Source organism: Staphylococcus equorum, from assembly GCF_029024965.1.
Lineage (GTDB): Bacteria > Bacillota > Bacilli > Staphylococcales > Staphylococcaceae > Staphylococcus > Staphylococcus equorum.
In genome coordinates, this window is sequence record NZ_CP118982.1 from 395306 (window position 1) to 417878 (window position 22573).

Consider the following 22573-nt stretch of genomic DNA (forward strand, 5'->3'; position numbering starts at 1 on the left):
ATCATTTAGAATTTCAAATAGTAATTCTTTATATATTATTGTGTTTAATACAACTTCCTGTATAATTTAAAATACGATAAAAAAAGGGGACATAAAACAATGAAGAAACTATTATTACCTTTGTTAGTGTTGGTGCTTGTACTTGCAGCGTGTAGCAATGGCTCAGAAGACAAGTCGTCTAAAAAAGATAGCGAAAAAACAACTTACAAACAAGACTCAGGAGATAAAGTGAAAATACCTAAAAATCCTAAGCGTATTGTCGTTTTAGGGGCAACATATGCAGGTGGTTTAAAACAACTTGATGCGAATATTGTAGGAGTTGCGAATATCGTTGATGACAGTAAAGTATTAAAAGAAAAATTTAAAGATGTGGAGAAGGTAGATGCTGAAAATGTAGAAAGCGTCGCGAAACTCAAACCAGATTTAATCATTACTTATAATACAGATAAAAACTTGAAAAAAATGAAAAAAATAGCACCAACTGTTGCCTTTGATTATGCAAAACATGATTATAAAGAACAGCACCTAGAGCTAGGGAAAATTGTTGGCAAAGAAGATAAAGCAAAAAAATGGGTTGAAGACTGGGAGCAAAAAACAAAAGATGATGGTAAAGAAATCAAAGATGCCATTGGAGCAGATACAACAGTGTCTATCATCAAAGATTTTGATAAAAAAATCTATGCGCTAGGTAAAACATATGGTCACGGTAGTGAGATTTTATACGACTCATTTGGGTTGAAAATGCCAGAGACAGTAGAAAAAGCAACAAAAGAAAATGATTTAGCTGATATCTCAGAAGAAGAGCTTCCTAAAATGGCTGGCGATTATGTTGTGACTCCTGTAGCAAAAGGGTCTGACTTATCATTTGAAAATAAAGAAATTTGGAAAAATACTGAAGCGGTACAAAACAATCATACATTTAAAGTAGACGAAGGCATTTATTGGTTGAATGATCCGTATTCATTAGAATATGAACGTAAAGATTTAAAAGAGAAATTATTAAATAGCAATTCATAGTGAGCTGAACATACTGCGAGGACTTTTTATTTATAAAGCCTTCCAGTATGTTTTTTTATTAAAAAGTAAGTGACTACCGCTATCATGATGAATCTATTCAAATGTGTATTGAAAATAAATAATCAAGATGTTACAGTAAATGCAATATATAAAGACAAGGAGGATTAAAATGACAGCTTCTATGAGACTTCGCTAGAACCTTTTTGAATCATAAACACAATAAATTCAAAAAGGTACAGTTCACGCCACATTCTCATAGGGTGAAGTATGTCATTTTTTCCTAATAAGAAGATAATGTATTAAGAGAGTACTATCACGTAAAGATAGTGGATATCATTAATATATTATGTGAGTGAGATAGGAGAAACCTGTCTTATTTTTTTGCGTGCACTTCCTTTTATTAATAAGGAGTGTATATCAATGATGGAATATACAATTAAATTTAATCAAATAGCACACAATTTAACAGATTTTCGTTCTATAGAAATCGAAGCGCTACATGCTTATCAATTTGAAAAAATTGCATTAATCGGAGCAAATGGTACAGGTAAAACAACAATATTAAATATGATAAACCAAACTATTAAACCTGATTTAGGTACAATTGAAGTCAATGGTGAAATGCAATATTTTAAACAACTTAGTATGGATATAGATAGTGATTTTAACCAATTAAAAGGTGATGTGTTAAGTCAACTTAATCTACCAATGCATACGACAGATAAAATGAGTGGTGGAGAAAAAGCAAAGTATAAGTTAGCTAATATTATATCAAATTATAGTCCCATTTTATTATTGGATGAGCCAACAAATCATTTGGATAAAAATGGAATTGACTATTTAGCTGATACTTTAAAATATTACTATGGGACATTAATAATGGTTACGCATAATAGAGCGCTTATAGATGACATTGTAGATACAATTTGGGAAATACAAAATGATGGCACAATAAGGGTATTTAAAGGGAATTATAGTCAATATCATGCTCAATTAGAGCAAGAATATATTGAACATAGTCGTCAGTATCAACAATATCAAAGTGAGAAAGCTAGACTAACCAAAGCCAGTGAAGAAAAGCATAAACAAGCACAAAAATATGGGAAAGCAACATCTAAACAAAAGAACAAAAGTATTAAACCAGACAGATATAGTGCTTCTAAACAAAAAGATACAGTCGAGAAAGCAGCACAGAAACAGGCGAAACATATAGAAAAGCGATTAGAACAAATCGAAGAAATTGAACGACCTAAACAGCAATATGATTTTCAATTTCCTCAAAGTAAAGTTTATGAAGTGCATAATAATTATCCAATTATTGCTCAAAACTTCACATTAACACGCGAAGGTATCCCGCTCCTTAACGATACACGATTTCAAATTCCATATGGTTGTAACATTGCAATTATTGGTGATAATGGAGTAGGTAAAACTTCTTTGTTTGAAGCGATATATCATCAAGAAAAAGGTATTGATTGTTCACCAAAAGTGCGTATGGCCTATTATCGTCAACTTAGTTATGAAGCAATGCGAGATGTTTCACTTTTACAATTTTTAATGGAAGAAACAGATACGCAAGAACACTTTGCTCGAGCTATATTAAATAACTTAGGATTAAATGAGGCGCTTGAGCGTTCCTGTAAAGTTCTAAGTGGTGGTGAAAGAACAAAATTATCTTTAGCTGTGTTATTTTCTACTAAAGCTAATATGTTAATCTTAGATGAACCCACTAATTTTTTAGATATAAAAACATTAGAAGCATTGGAATTATTTATGAATGCTTATCCGGGTATCATTTTATTCACTTCTCATGATGCAAAGTTCGTTGAAAATGTTGCAGATAAAAAATGGGAATTAACAAAACAATCAATCTATGATGTAACGTAAAGCTATAAAATAAACAGCAGAATAAATATAGATGGTAGAGAAGTATTGGGGGATGTTATATGGAACAACAGCAAAAAATAAATAATTGGATTGAAATGACAAAATATGTACACTACACAGAATCATTAATAGAAAAAACGTTAAAACAACAATATCATTTAAGTTTAAAAGAATTTTATGTACTATACGAAATTTTTACAGCAACAGGAAAAAAATATAAAATGAATGATTTAATTAAAATAGTAGATTTGAGTCAAAGTGCAATGTCGCGTTTAATCGTTAGGATAGAAAGAATGGATTGTCCGCTCGTTTTTAGACAAGAATGTGTTGAAGATCAACGCGCTATGTATATCTATCTAACTGAAGAAGGATTAACAATGACTAAAAAGGCGTTGAACACATATGAACAATTGATTGAAAAGATTGACCTATCGCATATTCGTAAGCTCACTCATATTAACGATGATTAATTCATTTAATTTTAGTTTTATAGTATAACCTAGGAAATAATCACAATGTAAGTGGATAACGGTTCTATAGTTTAAAGTAGGTGATTAACGCCCCCTATAGAGTGAGATATGATATGGTGAGTAAAAATAGAGGGCGTGTTAAAATGGATATACAATCGGCATGGCTAAATTTACCAGTAAAAGACCTTAAAGCAAGTGAAGCATTTTTTAGTGAAATTGGCTTTAAAATTCAACAAAATGATGCTGTTTTGGATAAAATGAGAGGAATTCAAACGATCGATAATAAAATTATTATGCTTATTGAACGTAGCCAATTTAAAAAAGCATCTCAGCTTTCTAATATAGGCTCAAATGAAGCATTAGTTTCTATTTCTGTATCTCAGTCTCAAGATGTTGATGCATTATTAAATAAAGTTAAAGAAGCGGGTGGTAAAGTATTGCAGAGCGGTACGATGTTAGAAGGGTTTTATGGTGGTTTGTTTAGTGACATAGATGGCCATTTATTTAATATTATTGTGATGTAAAGTAAGTAGTAACATATATTGTTAGGGTTGATAACGAATTTGGAAGGATGTATACCGATGATAAAAGCAATTGCAGTAGATAAAGATGGAACGTTATTTAAATCCAATCATACCTTTGATGAAATATATTTTGAAAAAATATTTGAAGGAATAACAAAACGTAATATCAAATTTATTGTAGCAAGTGGTAATCAATATGCCCAATTACGATCATATTTCCCAGGCAAGGAAGCACAAATTACGTATGTAGCAGAAAATGGCGCCGTTACTTATGTTGATGATACATTAGTGTCTTCTTCACATTTTGATCAACAACTTACCTTTGATATTCTGCAGACAATTATGGTGGATTATAATATCTCTGATGTTATAGTAAGTGGGATTAAATCAGCATATGTTAAAAGTGATTGTAGCGATGAATTTATGAATTTTATTACTAACTATTACTACGATATTGAAAAAGTTGAAAACTTTAGTGATATCAAAGATGACCAGTTTGTTAAAGTGGCAATGAGAATCAAAGATGACAATATCGTAAATCAAGTGAAAACTGGTTTGGAAAGTGAATATGCACATGAAATACGAGCCGTGACAAGTGGTGCTGAGAGTGTGGATCTTATTTTACCTGGAGTGAATAAAGGTGTAGCGATTCAAGCACTTTTAAACCAGTGGGGCATAGAGCAAGACGAATTATTAGCTTTTGGAGATGCTAATAATGACTTAGAAATGCTAGCATTGACCACACATAGTTATGCTATGGCGAAATGTAGCCCAGAACTTGAAAAAATAGCTCAACACCGCGCACCATCTAATGATGAATCTGGTGTATTACAAGTAATTGAGAGATACTTAAAGCAACAGGATTAAGTATCAATATAAGTCGAAAATAATTGCATAGCAATTTAAATAAAATAAAGGAAGCTTCCAAGATTTAGATGGAGGCTTCCTTATTTATATGCCTATTATTTTATAATTAATACAGGAAGATTCGCGCTGTTGGCAATTTTATGAGTGACATTCCCAAGAACATTTTTAATGTCTGGTTTTGCACGTTTATTACTCATGACGATAATGTCATATTTATTTTCTTCAACTTCTTGCAGAATAGATTGCTTGATGTATCCTGTACTAAATCTCACGCGAACATTTAAACCGAGATTTTCTAATTTTTGAACAAATGGATCTAGTTTTTTGCCTTTTTCGTTCGCTAATTCTTCAAAATGTTTACCATCATAGCGTACTGAGGTTTGTAAGTCACCTTCAGAAATAACATTGAAAATTGTAATTTCAGCGTCATCTACGCCAGCAGTTAAGTTTTGTAGTTCTTGCGGAACGTTATCGAATGTGTTGCCAAAGTCATAAGCTAATAGTATTTTCTTGTACATAATAGCGCCTCCTTTATTATTTACATACCCTAATAAAGATAATGTAATATGATTTTAAATTAAACAATTACTGAATTTTATACGTCTAACCCTATAATATCATTTATATGCTCATAACCTTCTGTTTTAAGGTATTTTGCCAAGTTTTTATTTAATTTTTTAGTTAGTCCTGGTCCTTCAAATACTAAAGCACTATAAAGTTGTACGAGCGAAGCGCCATGACGCATCATTGTAATGACGTCACTGGTATTAAATATACCCCCAGTACCAATAATTAAGAACTGACCATTTGTTTGTTTATAGGCATAAGAAATGAGTTCTAGATTACGTTCAAATAGCGGTCTACCACTTAAACCACCAGTTTCATGCTGATTGTCAGAATGTAACTGTTCACGTTTCTGAGTGGTATTAGCTAAAATAATGCCATCAAAAGTTTCAACGATAGGGTCCAACATACGACCTAAACTATCTAAATCAAGATCTGAAGTCAGCTTGATAAAAATAGGCACGTTGACATTGTGACTGTCTTTATATGATTGAATTGCGGAACAAAGTTGTGAGAATTCATCTTTATCATGGAAGCTTTGTAAATTTTTAGTGTTAGGTGAGCTAATATTCACAGTAAAAAAAGTTACATCATTTCTAAATGTATCGATTACTTTTATATAATCTTGATAACGTGATTCATAAGCAGTAAATTTATTCACACCCACATTCAAACCTATAGGTACTTGATAGCTATATTTACGTAGGTTACTAAGTGCCTTATTCATACCTAAATTGTTGAAGCCCATACGGTTAATTAAAGCGTTATCCTCAACTAATCGGTACATACGTGGTTTTGGGTTACCAGGCTGTGGTTTAGGTGTAACACCTCCGAGTTCTATAGCACCAAACCCTGCTTTCTCTAAAGCTTTAGGAACTTCACAAGATTTATCGAAGCCTGCTGCAAGACCAATAGGATTGTCAAAATGAATACCATGAATTTCTTGATGTAGGACTGTATGCTCATAATGAAATAACTGTTCGATGACTGGTAATAATTTAGAATGTTTTTGTACGAATTTCAGTGCGTCAATAGTCATGCCATGTGCTTTTTCGGGATCATATTGAAATAAAATAGGTTTGATTAGTTTATACATGAGATTATCACTCCGTTAATCGAATTTTATATGTATTTAAGCCAAAAGTTAATTTATATTGTTGGCTATATTGAAAATGATGTCTTTAATAGACTAGCATTTTACTGTATATATGCCTAGAGTAAATCAAGATAATTTTAAGAAGTGTCACATAAAAAGTATGACAATAAGCATTATTGATTAAGATATGTTGAAAATGGTAATAATTAAGTAGCAATATTATAGCTTAATAGTTTTGGAGGGGTACAAATGAAACAAGAATGGCAAGCACAACTTCCATTAAATCATATAGAATCTATATCTCCAGTTGGTGGTGGAGATGTGAATGAAGCATTTCAAGTAACAACACCAGATGAAACTTATTTTTTACTCGTGCAACGTAATCGTAATGAAGATTTCTTTGCAGCAGAAATTGCAGGTTTAAACCTTTTTGAACAAGCGCAAATTACTGCGCCAAAAGTGATTGGAAGCGGAAAAATTAATGAAGATGCTTATTTACTCTTAACATTTTTAGATGAAGGCACAACTGGTAGCCAAAGAGAATTAGGACAGCTTGTTGCGAAAATGCATAGCCAACAACAATCATCAGGAAAATTTGGGTTTGATTTACCATATGAAGGTGGAGATATTTCATTTGATAATAGCTGGACAGATTCATGGATAACATTATTTGTGGAACGTCGTCTGGATCATTTAAAAGATGAATTATTGCGGTTGAAATTATGGACAGATAACGATGCTCAAACATATAAAAGTGTACGTAAGGTCATTATAGATGCACTGAATAAGCATACGAGTAAACCTTCCTTATTGCATGGAGACTTATGGGGAGGCAATTATATGTTTTTAGAAAATGGTTCGCCTGCACTATTTGATCCGGCACCATTATATGGTGATAGAGAATTTGATTTAGGTATTACTACCGTGTTTGGTGGTTTTACACAATCATTTTATGATGAATATAATAAGCATTATCCATTGAGCGATGGTGCGGAGAAACGCTTAGAATTTTATAGACTTTATTTATTAATGGTACACTTAGTCAAATTTGGAAATATGTATGCGAGCAGTGTTGATCGTTCAATGCAACAAATTTTAAACGATTGATATAAGTAATTGCACTTTGTGAACCTCAGAAATGTTAAACGGCTGTGCGCTTTGATATGAAAGTGCACAGCCGTTTTTGTGAATATTTATTATAAAGTTATCAATTTAATTTAAATCTAAAGTATTCATGTTTTCACGTAATTCATAGACTTTATCTGGCGTAATGTCTTCACCTAAAGGATCAACGACTTTCAAAGTTGAAAATGTGTTAACAACTTGTCCACGAATCATTTGTAAATATTCTTGTCTTAACACATGTTGTTCTTGTTTTTCTTCAATGCTCAATGTTTCAACTTTTTCTTTATTTGCTAGTATATTAATTCTATCTAATAGTGTCATAATTTTTTTCCTCCTGTAATTCATGAGGTGGAAAGTGTGGAATAATATAATTTCCAACCTCTGTTAATATATTTTTATAAGTTCTTTCATTTTCAACTAAGTGGAGCATAATATGATTCGTACCTATACGCTCATATGATTTTAATATTTTTATTAAAGTATTTCTACCTAAGCGATAACCATCTTTAATCGGTTTAACCAACTCATTTGGATTCACAGACAAATCGATAACAAGTGGATGCATAAAAGGTTTGAATACATCATTTTGATGCCAATCTAGTAATAATTTCTTTTGCTGCTGAAAATCTTGTGGGTAAAACATCCAGCCATCCATGTGTTTCTTTAGCCAAGACATATTTTGTTTTGAATAACCAGTAGCAAACATTGGAATATGCTTGTGTTTTGGTAATATTTGTAAACCGGCATCCTCATATAATTCAAATATAGAATTTGATATTTGCGGTGAATGTGTTTTCCATAAATCATTTATAGAAGTTATCGCTGTTTGAAATTGTTCAGTTAAATGGTTTGTATTTACTTTAAAAGCTGGAAATTCGAATGATCGATCTCCTGTAGCAACGCCTAATAATAATCGCTCATTTGAAATCAAGTCAAGAGAAGTAGCAGCTTTCGCTATATGAATTGGATGACGTAATGTAGCAACAATACTAGATGTTCCGAGAGCGATTTTTGATGTCTTGGCGCTGAGATAAGTTAAAAATACAAACGGATCGTAGTTTGTCGTTACATTTCCTAAATGTGGGCTATAAAGCGGACTGTCCCGTACAAAAAGGCTCGTAAATCCAAGTGTTTCAGCGTATTGCGCTAAATCAACTTGATGTTCCAACGACAATGCGATGTGTTCAGATTTATCAAAAGGTAACGTTAAGCCTAACGTCAAATGATCCTGTTGAAAAGTCCGTTTGAAACCATTGTGTTTTTGAATTGTTGTCACGTCTATCCCTCCTAACTTTAATTAAGCAACAAGCATTATCTAACTAACACCTGTTGTTTAAATGTATTGTATTACTTTACGAAATATAAAGCAAACAACATGTTTATTTATTTATCGTTTAAACAACATAAAAAGAAATGTGTTGTTTTGAAAATGATACTATTTTAGAAGATAGGGTATAACCTAAGAATATACTATTAAAAAAACTTATAAATTAAGGTGATATATTTTCAAAAACTAATATTATGATTTGATTATTTTTGGAAAATTCTTTAAATTTTAATAGTATAATATATTTTAATGGAGGGTTATTTATGTTTATAAGAAAAATGATAGGTAGTATAGCTTTTTCTTTAGTTATGTTATCTGCAATTGCACCATTTAGTAGTTCTGCAGCTACGGATACTCAAAATAACGATACAACGAATCAGCAAACACAAACACAACAAAATGATAATACGACCAATAGTCAGTCATCAGAAGTTATGCCAAAGGTCATATTACCTGATGAAGACAGAACACAAATTGAAAATACCACTACAGGTCATTATCAATCAGTAGGCTACATTAATATGGGAGCCAATATAGCGACAGGCGTAGTCATCGATGAAAATACTGTATTAACAAATAAACATGTTGCTAATCTTTCAAACGGTGATATGACATTTGCACCTGCAGCTAAAAATGAAGGTTCATTTCCGTATGGTGAGTTTACTGAAAAAGATGTCCAAGCTTACCCTGGTCAAGAAGACTTAGTACTTGTACATTTTAATACTAACGATAAAGGGCAGTCCGTAGGTGATGTCGTACAACCCGCAACAATCGAAGATGCATCAAGTGTTAGTAAAGGTGATCCTGTGACAGTAACTGGCTATCCGGGTGATAAATCGTTAGCTACAATGTGGGAAAGTAAGGGAGAAGTATTAACAAATAGCGGCACGCAACTTACATACGGTGCGAGTACATTTGGCGGTAACTCTGGTTCTGCAATCTTTAATGCGAATAATGAAGTAGTAGGATTACATTACGGTGGCGTAGAAGGTGAAAGTAATAATGGCGTCGCATTAACTGGTGATGTATTAGACTTTATTAATGAAAACAAAAAATAGTTTCTTGAAAAATTTTAAGCCTCTAGAACAAATAAGCATTGCTTTAGAGGCTTTTTTGTATGATTTATTTTAATACGTGACTCATAAACAAAGGAAGTGCTTTTTCGATATAGTTAAGTGCAGAAGTGTTGCTCGTATGAAACCAATGTTTAGCTGTGCCATATAGCCCCCACGATAAAAAGCGAGCACTTGTAGCTAAGGCTTCTCTATCTTCAGTTGGATGTTTTTGTACGATTAACGTTAAGAAAATATCTTCCAGTTCTTCTTTTACTCTCTTTTCAACTACTTCACCATATGCAGCACTATTTAATTTACATTCATTATGTGTTTCTTCAATATAACTCGTAATTGTGATAAACGTTTTGCATAATGTTTCTTCATTAAGTTCGGAAGCAAGGGTTAAGTTATCGTTTAAATTTTTAAGAATGGTTTCTGACAATGTATAGTCCATAATGTCATATTTATCATAAAAGTGAGCATAGAATGTAGCACGGTTTACAGTTGCGCGTTCAGTTATATCCTTCACTGTAATGGTTTGTAACTTCTTTTCTTTAGCAATGTCGCGAAAGGCATCCATCAATAATTTTTTTGTTCTGGTAATTCGTGGATCAACATGTGTTGTGGTCATTGACTTCACACCTCCTTAAATAAGTTGCAAATAAGATAATTTATACAAATTATCTGGCTTTAGTTCATGAATGTCAATATGCTTGATTTGTAATGAGTAAAAATAAATATAAAACGGCGTGCTTTAACATGAATTACATTGTTTCATAATTGGTTTATTACTATGGTTTTCGGTTTGAATATTGATTAGTTAATATTGTTACTACCATATTAAAAAGTAGTATGATAGAAATGTGGCAAGATTTCGAATTGGAGGATTAGAATACAGTAAGGTTTACGTAGAAGATTCTTGTTATAGCGAATTTTTGAATGAACTTTCAGTATTAGCTATTGTTTTAGTTTTGAGATTTGAAATGAGCAACATATCTAAAATATTTTGATTGGAGTGAAGCATATGACTAAAAAGATTATTATGGATTGTGATCCAGGACATGATGACGCAATTGCTTTAATTTTAGCTGGTGCAAAAAATAGCTCACTTGATGTCTTAGCAGTAACTACAGTGGCAGGTAATCAATCTGTTGAAAAAAATACAAAGAACGCATTGAATGTGCTCGAAGTTATGGGAAGAGGAGATATCAATGTCTCAGTTGGTGCAACACGTCCGTTAATTAAGCCAGCTTCATTTGCCTCCCAAATTCATGGAAATACTGGTTTGGATGGTCCGAAGTTACCTGAAGTGCCATCTCTTAAACCCACACCAGATCATGCTGCTGACGTCATTATTAAAACATTAAAGCAGAGTGAAGAACCAGTTACCATTGTTGCTACAGGACCGTTAACTAACATAGCAACTGCATTAATTAAAGATCCAAGCATTACGCAATATATCGATTCTATAACAATTATGGGCGGGGGCACATTTGGTAATTGGACGCCTAACGCGGAATTCAATATTTGGGTAGATGCTGAAGCGGCGAAACGAATCTTTGATAGTGGAGTGACAATTAATGTATTTGGGCTAGATGTCACACACCAAGTATTGGCAACGGATGAAGTCATTAATCGATTTAAGCGTATCGACAATCAAATTGCTAAATTTGTCGTTGAACTTTTAGAGTTTTTCAAATCAACATATAAAACACATTTTAATATGGATGGTGGGCCAATACATGATGCTTGTACAATTTTGTATTTATTACAGCCAGACTTATTTACGATGCAACATACACACATAGATATTGAACACCAAAGTCCGCTTACATATGGGACGATGGCAGTCGATTTAAATGATATTACGCATAAAGAAAAAAATGCTTATTTCGCTACTGCAGTGGATGTAGAAAGCGTATGGAAACTAATGGAAAATATGCTTGGAAGTTATAGTGCTTAAAATAATATATAGCTTTAGGGTCGTTGAAGCATAATCTGAAATAAGTTGAATGAAAAAGTCATTGTATAAACAATATACGATGACTTTTTTGTGACATCAAACTAAAGTATGAGCCGTTTTCAAGCTGTATGATTAGCGTATCAAAACTATAAAAAGTATACTAATATATCACAACTTAAATATAATAAAGGTGATTTGAATAGTGAAAAATACGATAAAAACAATTGTTTTACTTATTATTATTATAGTTCCGTTAACACTACTCATTATTAACATCGACGACATTCAAGACAGTATGAATAAAACTTTTACAGAAGAAAGCAGTAACGAGACTGATGAAGATAATGGTAACTCATTTAGCATGTTATTTGATGGAAGTAGAGAAACAGAAACATTTGGTGAATATGAGAGAAGTAATTTTGATGGTAAACATTATGGTATAGATTATCATTTACCTGAAGATACGCCTATAAAAGCTGCTTCAGACGGTACGGTAACACGCATATTTAATAACGAATTAGGTGGGAAAGTCTTACAAATTTCGGAAGCAAATGGTCAGTATCATCAATGGTATATGCATTTAAATGATTATAAGGTTGAAGTAGGTGACAAAGTGCAAGCTGGCGATGTCGTTGCACTTTCAGGCAATACTGGCGAACAAACCACAGGCGCTCATCTTCATTTCCAAAGAATGAATGGTGGCGTAGGTAATACGTATGCCGAAGATCCTAAATCATTTATAGAAAAACTGCCTGATGGCGAAAAAAGTTTATATAAAAAATAATAAAAAGTTTTGGTAATATGTTGCTAAAGCTCAGAACGTAGACAAATCAAATGCTGTAAAGGCATTTGATTTTTTTTAGATGTTTTTCCTTGAGACAATCTTTGTTCATTAATTTCAATGGCCAATTATGATTGGAAATGTAGGGAATATCTTTTCTCTAATTTAGTTATATATTCAATTTTATTTTCGTTTGTCTTTACATAATTTCAACCAATGATCGATTATATTATTATTTTAAAAAATGGCAGTGATTTGGACCGAATCCTGCGGGTAAAGCACTAGCTGAAGACTACAGGCTGAGGCTGTGCCCGCGGAAAGTGTGCACAAAAAATGCCAACAAAGTCGTAGGCTTTGTCGACATTATGAAGCTTTGCAGTTGGCAAAGCTTTCAGTATACACATTAGTCATTGATGTCATGTATGGAATCGTAAGCTAAATAATCTTGATGTATGGCTTCCCATAAATAGAACGTACCAATAGATGCACAATGCTTCCAACGTTCAGAACATAAAGCAAGCTGTGCTTTTCGTTGCGCTTTAGTTGTACCGTACAACCATTGCGCTGACCTTTGCAGACCAACATCATGAACAGGGACAACATCTGGACGCTGTAATGTAAATAATAAAAAAACTTCGGCAGTCCATTGCCCAATACCTTTCACTTCAGTTAACGTACGAATAACTTCATCGTTGCTTAACTTGTGTAAATTTTCTAAATCTAGTTTTCCATGTTGTATATGTGTTACTAAATTATGAATATAACTAATTTTAGATTTAGATAAACCAAGGGATTTCATTTGCGTATCTTCAATTTTTGACAGTTTATCAACTGTCCATTCATCATTGATAGCATCTGTTAGCTGTTCAAAAATAGATGCGGCCACTTTTACCGTGATTTGTTGTCCTATTATAGAGCGAATTAAAGATTTTAATGGGTTAGGACGAATATTGATTTGAAGATTGCCGACTTTTTTAATCAGTAATGCTAATGTTGCATCTTTTTTAATTAATTGTTGAACACAGTCATCTTGTACATGAATATTCCATGAGGTCAATTCTAACACCACCTTATTTTAGCAGGTCTTGCAGTACGACAGCTTGGTTATGCTCTTCATCTTTAGCTGCAAATAATAAAGTAATATCTTTTTTAGTATTAGATTTGATTTCTTTAAGTTCGTTAAATGCTTCTTGTTGATTGTCATTTTCACGTAATTCTTTTTCATATTTTTCTTTGAAAGCAGCATACAATTTAGGATCATGATCGAACCATTTTCTTAACTCAGATGTAGGCGCAAGTTCTTTTAACCAATAATCTAAATTTGCATCCTCTTTAGATACACCTCTTGGCCAAACGCGGTCTACAAGTATACGCACACCATCTTTTTGTTCTTTATCATAAATTCTTTGAATGTGAATAGTCATAGCATTCATCCTTTCTAAAAAAACTATTACAATACTTAATTACCTATAATGAATATAGAAAAACATAATTACTTTAATTATAGAAGAAAGAGAAAGGGTATATAGATATAAAGAGAGAAATAGGAGTGAGTTCAATGACAAATTTCGATAATGTGCAACCACCTCAACAATTCAAATATCGAGATAACGATGTATGTATAAAAAACTATTATGAATTTACATGTAACAATCGTATTTATTTCACTGAAAAATTTCACAAAGATTTAGAGAATCATTTATACAAATTCAACATTGAAATTTTATCTGCAATTGATGATTATGGTCTAGCAATGGATTTTAATGAAGTTGATAAGTTATATAAAAAAGAAATTGAACCTTATTTAGACGGAAAATTAGTCAACGAAACATTGCCGGATATGAATACAACAGCTGAAAATATCGCTTTTTGGATTTGGGAACAATTTGATCGCTTATTACCAGAAAATAATAAACTGCAAAAACTAGAATTTTTTGAAACTGAAACACAAGGACTCGTAATAACTTCTGAATTAATGGAAAAATAAAAGTTATTATGGAAGAAACTAAAAACCATTAGAAACCAACTAAATATATAATTAATAGCCGATAGATTACTTAATCGTTATCTGTGGGCTTTTTAGTTGTTGTTTTACTAGATTATTTTAAAAAATTAAATATGAAATAAATATTCTGAAAATTAAGATAATGTGATATATTAGTAATTATTACAACTTAGGAGGAACTGCTATGATGAAAGTCAGTCCGAAACAATTTATAAATAATGTATTATCAGGTGTAGCAATAGCGATTGTTGCAGGTCTGATTCCAAATGCAATTTTAGGTGAATTATTTAAATTGCTTTCACCAAAGTATCCAATATTCGAAACAATGTTACAAGTTGTCGAAAGTATACAATTTACAGTACCACTTCTTGTAGGAGCATTGATTGCAATGCGCTTCAATCTAACGCCATTAGCTACAGCAGTAGTTGCAAGTTCGGCATTTGTTGGTAGTGGGGTTGCACAATTCAAAGATGGTGTATGGATGCTTGTAGGCGTTGGGGATTTAATCAATACAATGATTACTGCAGCAATTGCAGTGTTTTTTATATTAATAGTAGGAGAACGTTTCGGTAGTTTAACGCTAATTATTTTACCAACAATTGTTGGAGGCTTGGCTGCATTAATAGGCGTACTCATACTGCCATACATACAAATGATTACTACAGGTATAGGTAATTTAGTAAATTCATTTACAGAATTACAACCTATATTAATGTCTATGCTTATTGCACTTGCATTTAGTTTCATAATTATTTCACCGATATCGACCGTGGCTACAGCCCTAGCCATAGGTATAAGTGGTCTAGCAGCTGGTTCTGCTTCGCTTGGCATCGTAGCATGTGAAGGTGTACTTGTTGCAGGCACAATGAAAATGAATAGACCAGGCGTACCGATAACGATTTTCTTAGGTGGCGTTAAAATGATGATACCGAATATGGTAAGACATCCTATTATTTTATTACCGATTTTTACAAACGCACTTATCACAGGGTTTGTAGGTGGGCTTATTGGCATAGAAGGTACTAAAGAATCAGCCGGATTTGGTATTATCGGGCTTGTAGGGCCAATTAGTGCCTTTAAATTTATGGAAGACTCGATATTAATGAATTTATTATTAGTATTTATCACGTTCTTTGTAGTTCCATTTATTATGGGGTACTTAATTAATCTTTTCTATATGAAGGTATTAAAACTGTATGATAGTAACATTTATAAATTCTTAGCATAAAATGTTATATGTTTTGGATATGAAATGAGTAACGATTTGTAATAAACTAACAGTTAAATTGATTTTTTGAAAATACAGTTAGATAATCTAAAAGGCCACATAACAGTGGTCTTTTTTTATTTTGACAAAAATCAGTGCAAGTTTCGCGCAAAATTATAATTTTTATGTTGAATTTGAATTTTACAGTTGGGTAACAGTAGATGGTTTTGTAATATTTCAGACTATATAAAAAATTAGTATGAAAATTGACGTGAAGCGCAATATAATAACATTTAGAGATATATGAAAAGTATATTTTATTTGTTTAGAGCGTTACAAAACAAAACGGTTATATTTCAATATTACAAAGAGAAGCTGTATCTGTAACGTTTTGTTATCTAAGTGTAATATAATTGAACGAAATTTATGGTATATTATTTGTGGCGAAAAAATAACACATAAAAATTAATTGCTTGAAGTACATAAGATAATTTAATTAACGAAAATATAATTTTACTTAAAAAGATTTAAATGGAGGATTTTTTAATTATGAAGAAGACAATTTTAGCATCATCATTAGCAGTAGCATTAGGTGTAACAGGATACGCAGCAACAGCAGACAACAATCAAGCTCACGCTTCAGAAGAAAGCATCGACAAAGCGCATTTAGCTGAATTAGCACAAAGTAATGCTGCAGAATTAAATGAAAAACCATTACACGCTGGTGCATACAACTATGATTTCGTATTAGGCGGTTATGAATATACATTCACTTCAGACGGTCAATCATGGTCATGGGAATATGATGTAGCAGGTGCTCAAACTGCATCTTCTAACGTTTCTACAAACACAACTCAAGACGTTAGCACACAAGCAACTACTAATACTAACGAAAAATCAGCAAGCGAAGTAAGTACGCAACAACAATCAAATAATGTTGACGTAAAACCAGTTGCAGCTCCTAAAGCTTCAACTACTACAAAAGTTGAAACTACACAAACAAGTGCAACTACTAAAACTTACGAAACTGCAAAATCTTCAGCTGCTTCAACTGGTGGATCAGTTAAAGCTCAATTCTTAGCTGCTGGTGGTACAGAAGCTATGTGGAATACTATCGTATTACCTGAATCAAGTGGTAATCCAAATGCTGTTAACCAATTAGGTTACAGAGGTTTAGGACAAACTAAAGAAGCTTGGGGTACTGGTTCAGTAGCTACACAAACAAAAGGTATGATTAACTATGCTGAACAACGTTATGGTTCAATTGATGAAGCACTTTCATTCCGTTCTCAAAATAACTGGTGGTAGGTTTCAAAGCATTAAATCATAAAATTTATTGATATAGATTAGAGAGTGACTCACAAGAGTCACTCTCTTTTTTATACTTTGCAGTTTATTGACAAGCGTGAATATTCTGATAAAATTAAAGCTAATTAAATAAATGAAAACTTATCCAGAGAAGTTGAGGGATTTGGCCCTATGAGACTTCAGCAGCAGACTTATGTCGTAAGTACTGTGCTACTTCCAACAAGTGACATGACTTGATAGATAGGTGACATGTGAAAACTATATGCCACTTCATTGGGTATATAGTTTTTTTATATAGGAGGACTTTTTAATGTCAATTTCAGATAGATTAGCACAAATTCCTGATAGTTACTTTGGTAAAACAATGGGGCAAAAGGTTGAACATGGGCCTTTACCATTAATCAATATGGCAGTCGGTATCCCTGATGGCGAAACGCCAAAAGGTATTATTAATTGTTTCGCTGATGCGATACGTCTTCCTGAGAATCAGAAGTATGTAGCATTTCATGGTAAAGATAGCTTGAAACAAGCAATTGTAGATTTTTATGAAAGGCAGTACCAAGTAGAATTAGATATAGAAGATGAAGTTTGTATTTTATATGGAACGAAGAATGGTTTAGTAGCGCTTCCAACATGTATCGTTAATCCTGGAGAAAATGTATTGCTACCGGATCCTGGTTATACAGACTATTTGGCAGGGGTGATGTTGGCTGATGCACAACCTGAGCGATTGGTACTTAAACCACCATATTATTTACCTGAATGGGATAAAGTAGATAAAAAAGTGCTAGCTAATACACGTCTAGTTTATTTAACTTATCCTAATAATCCAACTGGCTCAGTGGCTACAAAGGCTGTATTTGATGAAGCTGTTGCAAAATTTAAAAATACGAAAACTAAAATTGTTCATGATTTTGCATATAGTGCATTTGGTTTTGATGGTAAGAATCCCAGTATGTTGCAATCTGAAGGTGCGAAAGATTTGGGAGTAGAAATTTTTTCCTTATCTAAAGGTTACAACATGTCAGGATTTAGAGTGGGATTTGCAGTAGGGAATAAAGATATAATACAAGCCTTAAAGAAATACCAATCACATACACACGCTGGTATGTTTGGTGCGTTACAAGATGCAGCTACTTATGCATTGAATCATTATGATGATTTTTTAGAAGAACAAAATGAAACTTTTAAAAAACGTAGAAATCAATTTGAAGCAAAACTTAATGAAGTGGATATACCATTTGAACCGATGAAAGGTGGCATTTTCTTGTGGTTGAAAACACCGCCCGAATACGATGGTGAAACGTTTGTTGACTATTTATTACAAGAGCAATCTATTCTTGTTGCACCTGGCATACCTTTTGGTGAACATGGGCGTAACTATGTACGTATTTCATTGGCACTTGATGATCAAGCATTGTTGGAAGCAGCAGAACGTATTCAATCGCTTAAATATCTTTATCAATAATAAAATAGGAGTGAATTTAGATGACAAAAATCAAACTTTTTGGCGTGCGTGAAGAAGATATTCCCTACATAGAAGCATGGGCAACAAAATACAAAGTAGAGGTTGATTTAGATAAAGATTTACTTACTTTAGACACAGTAGATCGAGTAGAAGGATTTGATGGTTTATCTTTATCACAGCAAATTCCATTAGATGAAACAGTATATAAAAAATTACATGATTTTGGCATTAAACAAATTGCACAACGTAGTGCAGGTTTTGATAGTTATGATTTGGATTTAGCTCAAAAATATAACTTGATTATTTCAAATGTACCTTCGTATTCGCCACATTCAATTGCAGAGTATACAGTTTCTCAAGCACTTAATTTAATTCGTAATTATAATGATATTCAACAAAAAACAGCAACTTATGATTTCAGATGGCAACCAGCGATATTATCACGTTCTATCAGAGATTTAAAAGTCGCTGTAATCGGTACGGGACGCATTGGTTCTATTGTAGGAAAAATTTTTGCTCGAGGGTTTGACGCGGAAGTTGTGGCATATGATATTGAACCGAATGAACAATGCCAAACATATTTAACTTATAAAGATAGTGTGACTGAAGTTGTAAAAGATGCAGACATTGTCACTGTACATATTCCAGGTAGTAAAGAAAATGACTATTTATTTGACGAAGATTTATTCAAAGCATTTAAGAAGGGCGCTGTGTTTATCAACTGTGCGCGTGGTTCTATTGTAAAGACAAGTGCACTTATAGAAGCTTTGGATAATGGAACGTTAAAAGGTGCAGCGCTTGATACTTATGAGGGTGAGAAAGGATTGATTCCTAGTGATCAAAGAGGCACTGAACTTAAAGATGATATTTTAACTCAATTAATTGAACGACAAGATGTTATACTGTCTCCTCATATTGCATTTTATACAGATGCAGCAGTTGAAAATTTAATTGTGGATGCACTAAATGCAACATTAGAAGTATTGAACACTGGTGATACAGCCCTCCGTGTTAATACATTATAAAGGGTTTTTAACTCAGTATTAAAATTAATATAAACAATAAAAAAAAGTGGGCGCATCAGAGATGAGGCGTCCACTATATTTGTGTGCTATTCATTTATTTTACATCATAACCTTGGTCTTCAATTGCTTCTTTCATATGAGACATTTCGACTTTGCTGTCATCATAATCTACTTTAACGTTATTTTCTTCAAGGTTAACATCTGCTGTTGTAACACCATCAAGGTTAGTAAGTGCTGACTCTACTGCTTGTTTACAGTGATCACAACTCATGCCTTCTACTTTAATTGTTTCTGCAGTCATACAAATCACCTCCTTAAAATAATGAATGTCTCTATCATGATTATTTCAAAAATGAATTATAATTTCATGCGTTTAAGTCTCAATGCATTAGTGACGACACTCACAGAGCTTAACGCCATTGCAGCGCCGGCAACCCATGGTGCGAGTAACCCTAATGCGGCAATCGGTATACCAGCTACATTGTAACCAAATGCCCAAAATAAGTTTTGACGAATATTGCGTATTGTTGATTTACTAGCTTTCATGGCTTTCGGAATTAATAATAAATCGCCGCCAAGAATTGTAACGTCAGCAGCTTCGATAGCAACTTCTGTACCGCTACCAATTGCTATACCAATGTCTGCTTGTACAAGTGCTGGCGCATCATTGACACCATCACCAACCATGGCTACTGTCTTGCCTTGATCTTGTAGCTCTACAATTTTTGAGGCTTTTTCTTCAGGTAATACCTCGGCGATTACTGTGTCGATGCCTACCTGCTTTGCAATAGCTTGTGCAGTACGTTCGTTATCTCCAGTGAGCATCACGACTTCAATATCTAAATCATGAAGTTGCTGAATTGCTTCACTTGTTGAAGCTTTAACAGTGTCTGCAACAGCGATTGTTCCTTTTAATTCGCTATCTATGGCAATCATCATCGCTGTTTTTCCATCTTGTTCAAAACGTGATAATTGTGTTTCAGCACTGTTTATTGCAATGTTTTCTTCTATCATAAATTTGCGATTACCAACACATAATGATTTACCATCAATTGTCGCTTTTATACCGTGACCTGGTATCGCTTCGAAATGTGCTACTTCTAAAAATGGAATGTGATTCTTTTTAGCGTAGTTCACAATAGATTCAGCTAAAGGATGTTCAGAACCTTTTTCTGCACTTGCGAGTAGTTGTAACACTTTATCATCACCATCAAAATCAGTGACTACGGGTTTACCATTTGTAATTGTACCTGTCTTATCTAATACAACAGTATTGACTTGGTGTGTACGTTCAATATGTTCGCCACCTTTAAAAAGAATACCGTTTTCGGCAGCTTTTCCAGTACCTACCATAATAGAAGTAGGCGTAGCTAACCCAAGTGCACAAGGGCAGGCGATGACGAGTACTGCGATTGCAGCAACTAATGCTGGTTCGAATTGTCCTGTTTGTACGAGTGTAATCCATACAATAAATGTGAGTAAAGCAATGCCAACTACAATCGGTACAAAATAGCCAGAAATAATATCAGCAAGACGTTGAATAGGTGCTTTAGATCCTTGTGCTTCTTCTACAACTTTAATAATTGAAGCGAGCGCTGTGTCTTTGCCAACTTTAGTTGCTTCTACTGTAATAGACCCATTTTTATTCATTGTGGAACCGATGACGTTATCATTTTGAACTTTCTCAATTGGTATAGATTCACCAGTTAACATAGATTCGTCTATAGAAGTGGTTCCTTTAATGACTTTACCGTCTACAGGTATTTTCTCACCAGGTTTAATGATAAGGTGATCGCCTTGGACAACCTCGTTTAATGGAATCATAAGTTCTTCTTGATTACGTAACACGCGTGCTTCTTTTGCTTGAAGGTTGAGCAATTCACTTAAAGCATTTGTAGTTTGTGTTTTTGCGCGCGTTTCTAAATACTTTCCAAAAAGAATCAATGTGATTAGTACTGCACTCGTTTCAAAATATAGATGCGGTGTATAATTTGTAAGGTTTAGCCATTTTATCATTTCGTATAAACTATAGAAGTATGCGGCACTTGTACCTAAGGCGACAAGCACATCCATGTTGGCAGAACCATTGCGTAAATTTTTATAGGCACCTACATAAAATTGCCAACCGATTATAAACTGAACAGGTGTTGCTAATGCAAATTGAAACCATGGATTCATAAAGATATGAGGAATTTGCATACCGAAAAGGTGTACAAACATTGTAAGCAATAAGGGTGCTGCTAAAATTGCTGAAATAATAAGTTTATTGCGTTTGTGTTTTAACTCTTGTTCTTTTTGCGAACTTTTCTCACTGGCTGCTTGTTTTGGTTTTGCATCATAACCTATTTTTTGAATTTTTTTAATCAAATCATCAATAGAAGTCATTTCTGGATTATAAGCAATCGTTGCATTTTCAGTAGTTAAATTGACATTAGCATGTTCAACACCAGCGTCACGGTTTAATACTTTTTCAATCCTATTCGAACATGCGGCACAAGTCATGCCTATAACATCGAGTTCTGCTTTTTCAGTTAAGACGCCATAACCTGTTTTTTCAATGGAGTGCGTAAGGTCATCAATCGTTGTCGATTCAGGATTGTAAGCAACCGTTGCTTTTTCAGTTGTAACGTTTACAGTGGCATCTACATCATTAATTTTATTTAAGTTTTTCTCTATACGATTTGCACACGCGGCACAAGTCATACCGGTGATACCTAAAGTCGTTTTTTTCTTTTCAGCCATGAAGTGAACCTCCTTTCATACATGTAACTAAATATTGGTGACAGAGTCGTTTTTTAATTTCTATATTTTTAATATACCCCCACTAGGTATAAAAGTCAATTTTTACGTTTGAAAAAAGAGATTGAAATAAGGGTGTAGTTTT

At 33.2% G+C, this 22573-nt stretch carries 23 protein-coding genes and 1 riboswitch; of the genes, 14 read left to right on the forward strand and 9 right to left on the reverse strand.

Annotated features, from left to right (window positions below):
- Positions 1-99: 99 nt before the first annotated feature.
- The 5 genes from PYW44_RS01765 to PYW44_RS01785 all read left to right on the forward strand — a co-directional run bounded on the left by PYW44_RS01765 (position 100) and on the right by PYW44_RS01785 (position 4765).
- The gene (locus PYW44_RS01765; RefSeq protein ID WP_002511560.1) at positions 100-1017 is read left to right on the forward strand and encodes an ABC transporter substrate-binding protein; all 918 of its coding nucleotides are present in this window, start codon (positions 100-102) and stop codon (positions 1015-1017) included.
- Between the two features lie 420 nt (positions 1018-1437).
- On the forward strand, positions 1438-2904 hold the full coding sequence (gene abc-f, locus PYW44_RS01770) for a ribosomal protection-like ABC-F family protein (protein WP_046465994.1): 1467 nt from the start codon (positions 1438-1440) through the stop codon (positions 2902-2904).
- Between the two features lie 59 nt (positions 2905-2963).
- Positions 2964-3374, forward strand: a complete 411-nt coding sequence (locus tag PYW44_RS01775; protein WP_002506600.1) for a MarR family winged helix-turn-helix transcriptional regulator — start codon at positions 2964-2966, stop codon at positions 3372-3374.
- A 143-nt stretch (positions 3375-3517) separates the two neighbouring features.
- Entirely contained in the window at positions 3518-3898 is a 381-nt protein-coding gene (locus tag PYW44_RS01780; RefSeq protein WP_046465993.1) for a VOC family protein, read from the forward strand.
- 57 nt (positions 3899-3955) lie between these two features.
- Positions 3956-4765 (forward strand): Cof-type HAD-IIB family hydrolase, encoded by an 810-nt coding sequence (locus tag PYW44_RS01785; RefSeq protein WP_002506602.1) that lies wholly within the window; start codon positions 3956-3958, stop codon positions 4763-4765.
- Between the two features lie 95 nt (positions 4766-4860).
- On the opposite strand, the gene PYW44_RS01790 is transcribed toward PYW44_RS01785, so the two are convergent.
- Both PYW44_RS01790 and PYW44_RS01795 read right to left on the reverse strand, forming a co-directional pair.
- Entirely contained in the window at positions 4861-5283 is a 423-nt protein-coding gene (locus tag PYW44_RS01790; RefSeq protein WP_002506603.1) for a universal stress protein, read from the reverse strand.
- 77 nt (positions 5284-5360) lie between these two features.
- Positions 5361-6425 (reverse strand): quinone-dependent dihydroorotate dehydrogenase, encoded by a 1065-nt coding sequence (locus PYW44_RS01795; RefSeq protein ID WP_046465992.1) that lies wholly within the window; start codon positions 6423-6425, stop codon positions 5361-5363.
- A gap of 249 nt (positions 6426-6674) precedes the next feature.
- Between PYW44_RS01795 and PYW44_RS01800 the strand changes: the two genes are divergently transcribed.
- Positions 6675-7532 carry a fructosamine kinase family protein gene (locus tag PYW44_RS01800; protein WP_115075942.1) on the forward strand — a complete coding sequence of 286 codons (858 nt, stop codon included), beginning with the start codon at positions 6675-6677 and terminating at the stop codon, positions 7530-7532.
- A 105-nt stretch (positions 7533-7637) separates the two neighbouring features.
- On the opposite strand, the gene PYW44_RS01805 is transcribed toward PYW44_RS01800, so the two are convergent.
- On the reverse strand, positions 7638-7871 hold the full coding sequence (locus PYW44_RS01805; protein WP_002506606.1) for a DUF896 domain-containing protein: 234 nt from the start codon (positions 7869-7871) through the stop codon (positions 7638-7640).
- The gene (locus PYW44_RS01810) at positions 7855-8826 is read right to left on the reverse strand and encodes an LLM class oxidoreductase (protein WP_115075943.1); all 972 of its coding nucleotides are present in this window, start codon (positions 8824-8826) and stop codon (positions 7855-7857) included. Before PYW44_RS01810 ends, PYW44_RS01805 begins: the two co-directional genes overlap by 17 nt.
- Before the next feature lie 314 nt (positions 8827-9140).
- Between PYW44_RS01810 and PYW44_RS01815 the strand changes: the two genes are divergently transcribed.
- Positions 9141-9935 carry a trypsin-like serine peptidase gene (locus tag PYW44_RS01815; RefSeq protein WP_065367510.1) on the forward strand — a complete coding sequence of 265 codons (795 nt, stop codon included), beginning with the start codon at positions 9141-9143 and terminating at the stop codon, positions 9933-9935.
- 64 nt (positions 9936-9999) lie between these two features.
- Here the strand turns inward: PYW44_RS01815 and PYW44_RS01820 are convergent, their stop codons facing one another.
- Positions 10000-10563 carry a TetR/AcrR family transcriptional regulator gene (locus PYW44_RS01820; RefSeq protein WP_021339760.1) on the reverse strand — a complete coding sequence of 188 codons (564 nt, stop codon included), beginning with the start codon at positions 10561-10563 and terminating at the stop codon, positions 10000-10002.
- Positions 10564-10956: 393 nt separating this feature from the next.
- On the opposite strand from PYW44_RS01820, the gene PYW44_RS01825 reads away from it, so the two are divergent.
- On the forward strand, positions 10957-11895 hold the full coding sequence (locus tag PYW44_RS01825) for a nucleoside hydrolase (protein ID WP_002506610.1): 939 nt from the start codon (positions 10957-10959) through the stop codon (positions 11893-11895).
- A 202-nt stretch (positions 11896-12097) separates the two neighbouring features.
- Positions 12098-12679, forward strand: a complete 582-nt coding sequence (locus tag PYW44_RS01830) for a M23 family metallopeptidase (protein WP_065367509.1) — start codon at positions 12098-12100, stop codon at positions 12677-12679.
- Between the two features lie 400 nt (positions 12680-13079).
- Here the strand turns inward: PYW44_RS01830 and PYW44_RS01835 are convergent, their stop codons facing one another.
- Positions 13080-13742, reverse strand: a complete 663-nt coding sequence (locus tag PYW44_RS01835) for a DNA-3-methyladenine glycosylase family protein (RefSeq protein ID WP_231111017.1) — start codon at positions 13740-13742, stop codon at positions 13080-13082.
- Positions 13743-13746: 4 nt separating this feature from the next.
- On the reverse strand, positions 13747-14100 hold the full coding sequence (locus PYW44_RS01840; protein WP_065367507.1) for a DUF488 domain-containing protein: 354 nt from the start codon (positions 14098-14100) through the stop codon (positions 13747-13749).
- A gap of 134 nt (positions 14101-14234) precedes the next feature.
- On the opposite strand from PYW44_RS01840, the gene PYW44_RS01845 reads away from it, so the two are divergent.
- The 5 genes from PYW44_RS01845 to PYW44_RS01865 all read left to right on the forward strand — a co-directional run bounded on the left by PYW44_RS01845 (position 14235) and on the right by PYW44_RS01865 (position 19689).
- Positions 14235-14663 (forward strand): 6-pyruvoyl trahydropterin synthase family protein, encoded by a 429-nt coding sequence (locus PYW44_RS01845; protein ID WP_056935946.1) that lies wholly within the window; start codon positions 14235-14237, stop codon positions 14661-14663.
- 202 nt (positions 14664-14865) lie between these two features.
- Complete coding sequence (locus tag PYW44_RS01850; RefSeq protein WP_002506615.1) at positions 14866-15909, forward strand: PTS sugar transporter subunit IIC; 1044 nt, start codon at positions 14866-14868, stop codon at positions 15907-15909.
- Between the two features lie 528 nt (positions 15910-16437).
- Positions 16438-17196 (forward strand): aggregation-promoting factor C-terminal-like domain-containing protein, encoded by a 759-nt coding sequence (locus tag PYW44_RS01855; protein WP_115075944.1) that lies wholly within the window; start codon positions 16438-16440, stop codon positions 17194-17196.
- Positions 17197-17334: 138 nt separating this feature from the next.
- Positions 17335-17443: riboswitch (SAM riboswitch) on the forward strand.
- A 63-nt stretch (positions 17444-17506) separates the two neighbouring features.
- Positions 17507-18664: an aminotransferase class I/II-fold pyridoxal phosphate-dependent enzyme gene (locus tag PYW44_RS01860; protein WP_021339754.1), complete on the forward strand. Its 1158-nt coding sequence runs from the start codon at positions 17507-17509 to the stop codon at positions 18662-18664.
- Between the two features lie 20 nt (positions 18665-18684).
- A complete protein-coding gene (locus PYW44_RS01865) occupies positions 18685-19689 on the forward strand; it encodes a D-lactate dehydrogenase (RefSeq protein WP_065367506.1) in 1005 nt (334 codons plus the stop codon).
- Between the two features lie 94 nt (positions 19690-19783).
- Here the strand turns inward: PYW44_RS01865 and copZ are convergent, their stop codons facing one another.
- Entirely contained in the window at positions 19784-19990 is a 207-nt protein-coding gene (copZ, locus tag PYW44_RS01870) for a copper chaperone CopZ (protein WP_002506619.1), read from the reverse strand.
- 56 nt (positions 19991-20046) lie between these two features.
- Positions 20047-22431, reverse strand: coding sequence for a heavy metal translocating P-type ATPase (locus tag PYW44_RS01875; protein WP_021339752.1), 2385 nt, complete (start codon positions 22429-22431; stop codon positions 20047-20049).
- Between the last annotated feature and the right edge of the window lie 142 nt (positions 22432-22573).